The sequence below is a fragment of the Vibrio sp. 1F253 genome (assembly GCF_041439295.1).
GTDB classification, from domain to species: Bacteria; Pseudomonadota; Gammaproteobacteria; order Enterobacterales; family Vibrionaceae; genus Vibrio; species Vibrio tasmaniensis_A.
This window is the reverse complement of the sequence record NZ_JBGONU010000085.1, coordinates 1-7,555: the sequence shown is the minus strand read 5'-3', so window position 1 is coordinate 7,555 and position 7,555 is coordinate 1. Positions and strand designations below refer to the sequence as shown.

The window sequence follows — 7,555 nt, the reverse complement described above, 5'->3', positions numbered from 1 at the left end:
GAAAAGCGAAATGTCGCTTAGCTAAGTGTCCAGTCTGACTGGAGCAGATCAACCTTCTTCTTGTTGACAGGATTTCACGGTTTGCATGTCTGTTTGGGAACGATTTTTTTGATTGTGTTACTGGCGAGAGTTGCGAAAGACCACTTCACTCCGAAAGACCACTTTGCGTTCCAAGCGGGCAGTTGGTATTGGCATTTTGTTGATGTGGTTTGGTTAGGCCTGTTTGTATTTGTCTATGTGCTTTAACTGCTGAGCTTATAGGGGATTAATAGGGGCGAGGGTTAGGAGTTATCACTCCTGATCCCAAAGCAAGTAATAAAAGTAGCACGACAACGGCTGACCACATGACACGACGCCCCAAGAAGTGACTGAGCCTTTTTCCATTGTGTTTGCCCGAGGCGATTTGGATTAGACCTTTCATCAAATTGAAAGCGATAAAAAACAGCAAAGAGACCAATACGACTTTAAATAACAGAACAAAGGTAGATGACGCCATAGTGATAACTCCAAACCGATTGATTAATGATGAACACAAGTTCCGCAGTAAAAGTTTTTGGATAGCGGTTGTTTTAACTGTGGTTTCAGTCGGCATTTTAATCAAGTTGGGTTTGTGGCAGTTAGATCGAGGTAACGAGAAATTGCGCTATGAAATGCAGCTATCAGAAAGAGCGCAGCAATCGTCTAGGTTATTGGATGCGGTTATCTCTGAATGGAAAGACTCGCGTACACAAGCGCAAGGCTCACCTGAACTGCCGTCTTTAAATGGTTTGAAGGTTGATGTGGAATTGGAAGCACCAAGTGGTTTAGTGGTTTTGTTAGACAACCAGATTAACCAAGGAACGGTAGGGTATGTGATTTACATGTTGGGCGAAGTTCCAACACAAGATGGAAGAAAACAACTGTTGATCGATCTTGGGTTCGTTGCAGCGAGCCGTGACAGAAGAGAGCTACCCCAATTAGGAAGCATCACACTACCAACCAATATGTCAGGGCGTTTGTACACACGTTCGTTGAACCCTCTAAGTCTTGAGTTGGGATTAGAAAATACGACACCGAATAGAATTCAAAACTTAAACATAACAGCGCTATCACAGTACACCGGGCAAGAAGTGCTGCCCTTTGTCTTCCAACCTCAGAGTTTAGATGCATGGCCCTATGAAATGTTATGGCGTCCAACGGCGATGAAATCTGAGAAGCACTTTGGTTACTCATTTCAATGGTTTTTTATGGCTGCGGTACTTTTGTTTTTGACGATGTTGATTGGCTATCGGTACCTAAAGGCAACACCTATCACGAGGAACAAGGATGAATAAATCTCAAGCACAAGTGAACAGGGAAATTACCGAGGCAAACATGGCTGAGCTCAGAAGCCGTCGTACTAAAGGGCGCTTGGCATTAATTGGACTTGTTTTAATTTTCGCTTTGCCAGCCATTATCGCCAAAACTGTGCTAGACCAGAATTGGTATACCTCAGGTGTCACTAACTCAGGCGAATTGGTAGAACCAAGAACCACGCTTGCGGATTTCGGAGTAACGGTACCCATGGCTGGAGAAGGGTGGTTAGTGGGTTATATCGCACCGATGGAGTGCGAAAGCTTGTGTGAACAACAGCTTCATTATTTGAATCAAAGCTACTTAGCGTTAGGGAAAAACAAAGAGCGAGTGACCGCCGTTGTTTTCGTCTCAGAAGGTAACTCGTTGTCGGGTTCGCTCGATAAGCCGGATTTATCTTTGTTAGCTGGTGGGGATCAGTTAAGTACTGAGTTTTCACCTGCTTCGATTGTCATTATTGACCCACTAGGGCAGTTGGTCATGGAGTACAAAAGCGTTTCTGACCCGTCTCAGTTAGTTGGTCAATCTAAAGGCATGATTCATGATCTAAGAAAGCTGCTTAAGCTGTCACGAGTTGGGTAGTTAATCAGCTTAAGTTGATGAGCTTGAGTTGATGAGCTTTAGCAAATTGCGTTAATGCTGAGTGTTGTTAGCGAAAAGGGAATAAATATAGGGAGATAAACGATGCAGAATAGAGCCCCTGATTTACTCATACACATGATGAGATTAACTATCTTGTTAACCCTTACCGTGATTGTGCTCGGCGCTTATACCCGTTTGTCGGATGCTGGCCTTGGCTGTCCTGATTGGCCAGGGTGTTACGGCAAGATAACCGTTCCTTCTGATGCCCAAGCAGTGAATCAAGCCAATCTACAATTTCCAGAACGTGTTCTCGAAGCAGACAAAGCGTGGATAGAGATGATTCATCGCTACTTTGCCGGAACATTAGGGCTGCTTATCTTTGTAGTCGTCGCTTGGTGTATTAAGAAGAACATTACTTCAGCTGGGCTACCATTACTTATCTCGGCAACCGTAATATTTCAGGCTTTGCTTGGAATGTGGACGGTGACTCTCAAGTTGATGCCCGTTGTGGTTATGGCACATTTGATGGGGGGCTTCACGCTACTGTCGCTATTGTGTCTGCTCTACTGTCGTTTGTCTCAATTTCAAAGCCGTTTTGGTGAGGCTACGTATACTTCGTCACTTAAGGCTTGGGCGCTGTTCGGGCTACTCATTGTGGTCGGGCAGATACTGCTTGGTGGTTGGACATCGTCGAACTATGCCGCGTTGGTGTGTACACAGTTACCCATATGTGAAGGTAACTGGATGAGCTATCTCGACTTCAAAAATGCGTTTGATTTTGCTCAACACGGCCATGATAACTATGAGTTTGGTGTGTTGGAATATCCCGCAAGGCTCACCATCCATGTTATGCACAGGTTCGGGGCTATTTTGGCGACGTTAACGGTGCTGATGATCGTGTACCAGCTATGGAAATTTGGCCAAGTGCCTCACCAAAAGCTGAGCGTGATTGTCGCATTAGTATTGTTTACTCAAATCAGCCTTGGGATCAGTAACGTATGGTTTCATTTACCCATTTCAGTTGCGGTTTTGCATAACCTAGTCGCGGCGATGTTACTCATCAGCATGGTTGTGACCAATTTTGTGGTCTGGCAACGCAAACCGAGTGAGAGCTTGGTGAAGAACAGTGTATTACAAGGAGGTAATCATGGTCAGTAGAGCATCAACACAAAATGGAGTGGTGGTTCAAGACGTAGCCTCAAGTCCTAAGATAGCAATCAGCAATGATATCGCCTTAAGCAATGAAATGGCGGGAAAAAACAAAGCTGTTTGGAAGGTCTATTTAACACTGACCAAGCCTAAAGTGGTGGCTTTGATGCTGCTAACTGCTTTGGTTGGAATGTGTTTGGCTGTGCCGAATGGATTGCCTTTGCAACGAACTCTGTTCGGAATGATTGGGATAGGGTTAATGGCTGGTTCGGCAGCTGCGTTTAACCATTTGATCGATAAAAAGATCGACGGCCAGATGACTCGAACAAATCGACGACCTTTACCATCCGGTGAACTGAGTAGTGCGCGCGTATTCAGCTTTGCCGCGGGTATTGGCTTACTTGGTTTCGTCACGTTAGTGGTGTGGGTTAATCAACTCACTGCTTGGTTAACCTTTGCAAGCTTGTTGGGTTACGCAGTGATTTATACCATGTACTTAAAGCGAGCGACGCCGCAAAACATCGTGATAGCAGGGATCGCTGGTGCAATGCCTCCGCTGTTGGGCTGGACGGCAGTTACTAATGAGCTTCATTCAAACGCTTGGTTATTGGTGATGATCATATTTATTTGGACCCCTCCGCACTTCTGGGCGTTGGCAATTCATCGTCGTGACGAGTATGCCAAAGTGAACATCCCCATGCTGCCTGTGACCCACGGAATCGAATACACCAAGACTTCTATTTTACTCTATACCTTGTTGCTCAGCATCGTGTGTATATTGCCGGTGTTGGTCGGCATGAGTAGTTGGATATATCTGAGCGCGTCTTTGGTGCTCAACGGTGGGTTTGTTTATCACGCTTGGGTACTTAAGTATCGTGATGAGCCTAACATGGCGATGAAGACCTTCAAGTTCTCCATTTATCATCTTATGATTTTGTTTGTTGCTTTGTTGGCGGATCATTATCTGCTCTGATAGCTCTGATAGCTCTGATAGCTCTGATAGCTCTGATAGCTCTGTACAGATCAAACAAGGTTATTCCCATATCAAAACCAAACCTTTGGTTTCCACTAACCAAATCCTGACATGCCATGTATGAAAAGCCGGACAATTGATTGGTATGAATTATATAAAGGAACCGGTAATGGAATTCACTGAGCAAGATAGAGATGCTTTGTACCAAACGTGGATGTCACAAAAATCTCGAATGCGAATTACGCAGATGGAGTTTTCAAAAAAGCTAGGGATGAACCAGTTGGATTTTTCACGAGTGCTAAGAGGGGAGAAAGCATTAACCATGTCTTTCGTTAGTCACTTCTGTCGTTTGCTTCATTTGGAGCCAAGGAATGTGCTCCCTTCACTTAAAGAAGACAATGAATCCGGGCCCAAAGTGGTTTATCTGAAAAGTAGAATGAGTGTTGATGGTGAGATCCAAAATGCTTATATCGAAGGCAATCAGGTGATCGTAGAGTATGCGCATACCGTTCAGAACCATTGATTTTAGATCGAGCTCTGAGTTTTACCTCTTTTTCTACAACTTTTCCACTTAGGGTGTGGCATACTTAGTTAATTCCTTGATTTACTTAAGTGCGTTATGAAACCTTTAAAAGTCCTTTTGCTTGTTGCAACCAGCATGTTTTTGTTTGGTTGTGCAGGCGGCCCAATTAAAACCGCGACTAAATTCACCAGTTATGAAGATTTTCAGCCTGGCCCTGATGGAGGCGTTGATTTAGTTTGGGCAAGGATAGGGCTGCGTGACGAACAACGTTTGAAATCCAAATTAGACGCTTATGACTCTGTGGTGATCGACCAAATCTTTGTGTTGGCAGAAGAAGGCACATTAGATCAGGAAGACATTCAGGAGCTCACAGATCATATGGTGAGTCGTTTGGAAGCGAAAATATCGCCTCATAAAACGATTGTCGATGAACCAACAGGGAACACGCTACGTTTGAGTATTGCCTTAAGTAATGTTGAAACGCCCAACCCGATCTTAGCCGTGACAAGCAGTGTGCTGCCGTTTGGTCTTGCGATGTCGACTATATCTAAGGTGACGACAGGTGAGCACACCAACGTTGGGAGCGCCAGTGTTGAGCTATTGGTCAGTAATGCGCAAGACGGCACTCCGTTGTTTGCGGCCATCGACCGCGAAGCGGGTAATAAAGACTTTTCTACTATGATTGATTCGTTAGATGATGCCAAAGATGCGATCAACTATTGGGTTGAACGTTTAGGTGATACTCTACAGAACATCGACGACGTCTAGAAAGAGCTTGTAATGCTAGAGAAAGAGAACCTAATTAAGCTAGCCAGAATGCAAATGCCTTTTGGCAAATACGCTGGCCGCACCTTGATTGATCTACCTGAAGAATACTTGCTGTGGTTCGATAAAAAGGGCTTCCCACAAGGTGAGTTGGGCGACTTAATGCAGTTATGTTTAGCTCTCAAGATTGAGGGCTTAGATTCTGTGGTGCAACCGCTTAAATATGACTATTAGCCCTAAGTAGTCCCAGTCCATCCCCCCATAGTTCTAAACTAAAACCCATACACATAAGTGACGAGTAGTGGTGATTTTCTGAGGAACATTCAAAAGGCAAAACTGAATCTTGCCTTTTGAATGTTTATGAACCCTGAGTCGCCGTAACTGTAATATTCCTCCCCCAACACTTCCCTCAAAGCTTCCAAATTTATGATTACTTTTAGTCATTCACATGTTCATTAATGACGAGTCAGAATCGACTAGCTTTAGCTTCCCCTCAGTGACCAGTACACACAGACAGTTTATTGAATAATTAATGACTTTAAAAAGAGTGGTTTTTAACACTGAATGAGCACGAACCTAACGAGGGTAATGGTGTTAAGTTTTTGAATAGTAATTGGATTGATAAGTGGCTAAGAATGATAACGTGCCTTACGAAGGCGGCAATGTGTGCTTGCACGTTTTCACGCTGAATGTTGAGACCCGCTTTTATATTAAATTCATAGTATTCAGTTGGTTATAAGCAATCTTTTTGATATATTGATTGGATGAATTCGTGCTTGCACGATATTAAAAAGTTATGCTTTTAGCATTATCTAATGAATAATATAGTTATAATTTTAATGCGATGTAAGATTGAGTATTAATTTAAGGTGAATTACCGTGACAAAAGAAAAAACTTTAAAAACATATATTGAGGTATTAAAAAAATGCTCATCTGGAACTTCACCTATCACAAGTGGACTTGAACAATCAGAGTTTGTATTTTTTAGAGATATTTTAATAGAGTTCGAAACTAAAGAGTGGATCAAAGCAGAGCATGCTAACCATCATAATTGGCATCATGATTCAAAAATAGAGATCACGTGCGAAGGTTTGATTAAGTTAGCTGAACTGAAAAAAACAAAATTAGAAACCAGTTTTTTTTACCTTCCCCTTTTAAGTATACAGAATATGCTGTTCATTACTTTCGGCGCTATTTTGACTGTTGGTGGTAAAGTGCTTTTTGAAATTATCAAATAACACTACTAATTTTTCCTTGAGGATCATACAAAACATAATATAACGAATAAGGTGTTGCGTAGCCAACACTAAATCCCGAGTTTTGAACAAGCCCGAAGACACTTTATTAAGTAAATTGTACGATTGCATTTGAAGGGCACATCGCTTTGAGGCTTTTCTCAAGGCGAGCGAGGCCAAGATAAGGTTGCGATAGCAATCTTATCAACCAGTTAGCTGGTCTTGGTTTCTTTCGTCGTCATATCTCCTCTGATTTCGCTAATGCCATTCTCCTTATTATTAAATGCCTTTTGGCCAACCGCACGAGAATAGGCATCAATAGTCGCAGGTCGTTTACCTTGCAGCTATAGGTTGGTAAGGTTTTGTTCATAAAGGGTGTTGTAGCGTTCTAAGTCGGTGGGATTCATAAGTTACTCCTGTGATTGACCATCAAGATCATTGTGTGACAATAGTATGGCTTGCACTCGTTTTACTCTGCCGCGCAGCGGCTTCGTTCAACAAGCAATTAAGGGTGGCACGTTACACTCGGCGGTTTTGGTTCGAAGTGTATTAGGTTTGGTAAGTTCAGCGTTGGCGCACCTTATTGCAGGTGTTATATGCTTGGAAGAACCTGTAAGGAAGTAGGTGTAAGTTTTTGGATAAAATCACATTTTTCACAAAATTAGAGCGTCAAATCCTATCAGGTAAAAAGACCGCAACTATTCGAGATGAATCAGAAAGCCATTATTTCTCGGGGCAGGTCGTAGAAGCTTTTACTCTCGAAGACGACCGGAAAATCTGTAAACTAGAGATAATTGGTGTTGAGCATGTGGAGTTTGAGCAGCTTAATAGAAAGCATGCTAAAGCCGAAAATTTGCCATTTGTATTTATGCTCAAATGGATTTTGCGGAAAATATATCCAACAGAAAAAAGTTTGTGTTTTATCAGATTCAAAGTTGTTGCGCAGCCAACACTAAATCCCAAGTGTTGAACAAGCCCGAAGCCACTTTATTAAG

General features: G+C 42.8%; 10 protein-coding genes and 1 pseudogene. 10 read left to right on the top strand and 1 reads right to left on the bottom strand.

What is annotated here, in order from left to right:
- Positions 1 to 48: 48 nt before the first annotated feature.
- Positions 49 to 246 (top strand): annotated as a pseudogene (locus ACED28_RS22215) (cytochrome c oxidase subunit 3); the annotation flags it as partial.
- Positions 247 to 265: 19 nt separating this feature from the next.
- Here the strand turns inward: ACED28_RS22215 and ACED28_RS22210 are convergent.
- Entirely contained in the window at positions 266 to 496 is a 231-nt protein-coding gene (locus ACED28_RS22210) for a DUF2909 family protein (protein ID WP_371710769.1), read from the bottom strand.
- Between ACED28_RS22210 and ACED28_RS22205 the strand changes: the two genes are divergently transcribed.
- The 9 genes from ACED28_RS22205 (at position 384) to yqfB (ending at position 7,530) form a co-directional block, all read left to right on the top strand.
- Positions 384 to 1,313 (top strand): SURF1 family protein, encoded by a 930-nt coding sequence (locus ACED28_RS22205; RefSeq protein ID WP_371710768.1) that lies wholly within the window; start codon positions 384 to 386, stop codon positions 1,311 to 1,313. The genes ACED28_RS22210 and ACED28_RS22205 overlap by 113 nt on opposite strands.
- Positions 1,306 to 1,914 (top strand): hypothetical protein, encoded by a 609-nt coding sequence (locus ACED28_RS22200; RefSeq protein WP_371710767.1) that lies wholly within the window; start codon positions 1,306 to 1,308, stop codon positions 1,912 to 1,914. Before ACED28_RS22205 ends, ACED28_RS22200 begins: the two co-directional genes overlap by 8 nt.
- Positions 1,915 to 2,016: 102 nt before the next feature.
- Positions 2,017 to 3,072: a heme A synthase gene (locus tag ACED28_RS22195; RefSeq protein ID WP_371710766.1), complete on the top strand. Its 1,056-nt coding sequence runs from the start codon at positions 2,017 to 2,019 to the stop codon at positions 3,070 to 3,072.
- Positions 3,062 to 4,036, top strand: coding sequence for a heme o synthase (gene cyoE / locus ACED28_RS22190; protein WP_371710765.1), 975 nt, complete (start codon positions 3,062 to 3,064; stop codon positions 4,034 to 4,036). Before ACED28_RS22195 ends, cyoE begins: the two co-directional genes overlap by 11 nt.
- 169 nt (positions 4,037 to 4,205) lie before the next feature.
- Positions 4,206 to 4,559: a hypothetical protein gene (locus ACED28_RS22185; protein ID WP_009845655.1), complete on the top strand. Its 354-nt coding sequence runs from the start codon at positions 4,206 to 4,208 to the stop codon at positions 4,557 to 4,559.
- 96 nt (positions 4,560 to 4,655) lie between these two features.
- Positions 4,656 to 5,327, top strand: coding sequence for a DUF3313 domain-containing protein (locus ACED28_RS22180; protein WP_017103803.1), 672 nt, complete (start codon positions 4,656 to 4,658; stop codon positions 5,325 to 5,327).
- 12 nt (positions 5,328 to 5,339) lie between these two features.
- Positions 5,340 to 5,558 carry a DUF3820 family protein gene (locus ACED28_RS22175; protein ID WP_009845653.1) on the top strand — a complete coding sequence of 73 codons (219 nt, stop codon included), beginning with the start codon at positions 5,340 to 5,342 and terminating at the stop codon, positions 5,556 to 5,558.
- A 645-nt stretch (positions 5,559 to 6,203) separates the two neighbouring features.
- Positions 6,204 to 6,563 (top strand): hypothetical protein, encoded by a 360-nt coding sequence (locus ACED28_RS22170; protein WP_371710764.1) that lies wholly within the window; start codon positions 6,204 to 6,206, stop codon positions 6,561 to 6,563.
- Between the two features lie 631 nt (positions 6,564 to 7,194).
- Positions 7,195 to 7,530 carry a N(4)-acetylcytidine aminohydrolase gene (gene yqfB, locus ACED28_RS22165; protein ID WP_371710763.1) on the top strand — a complete coding sequence of 112 codons (336 nt, stop codon included), beginning with the start codon at positions 7,195 to 7,197 and terminating at the stop codon, positions 7,528 to 7,530.
- The last annotated feature ends 25 nt before the right edge of the window (positions 7,531 to 7,555 follow it).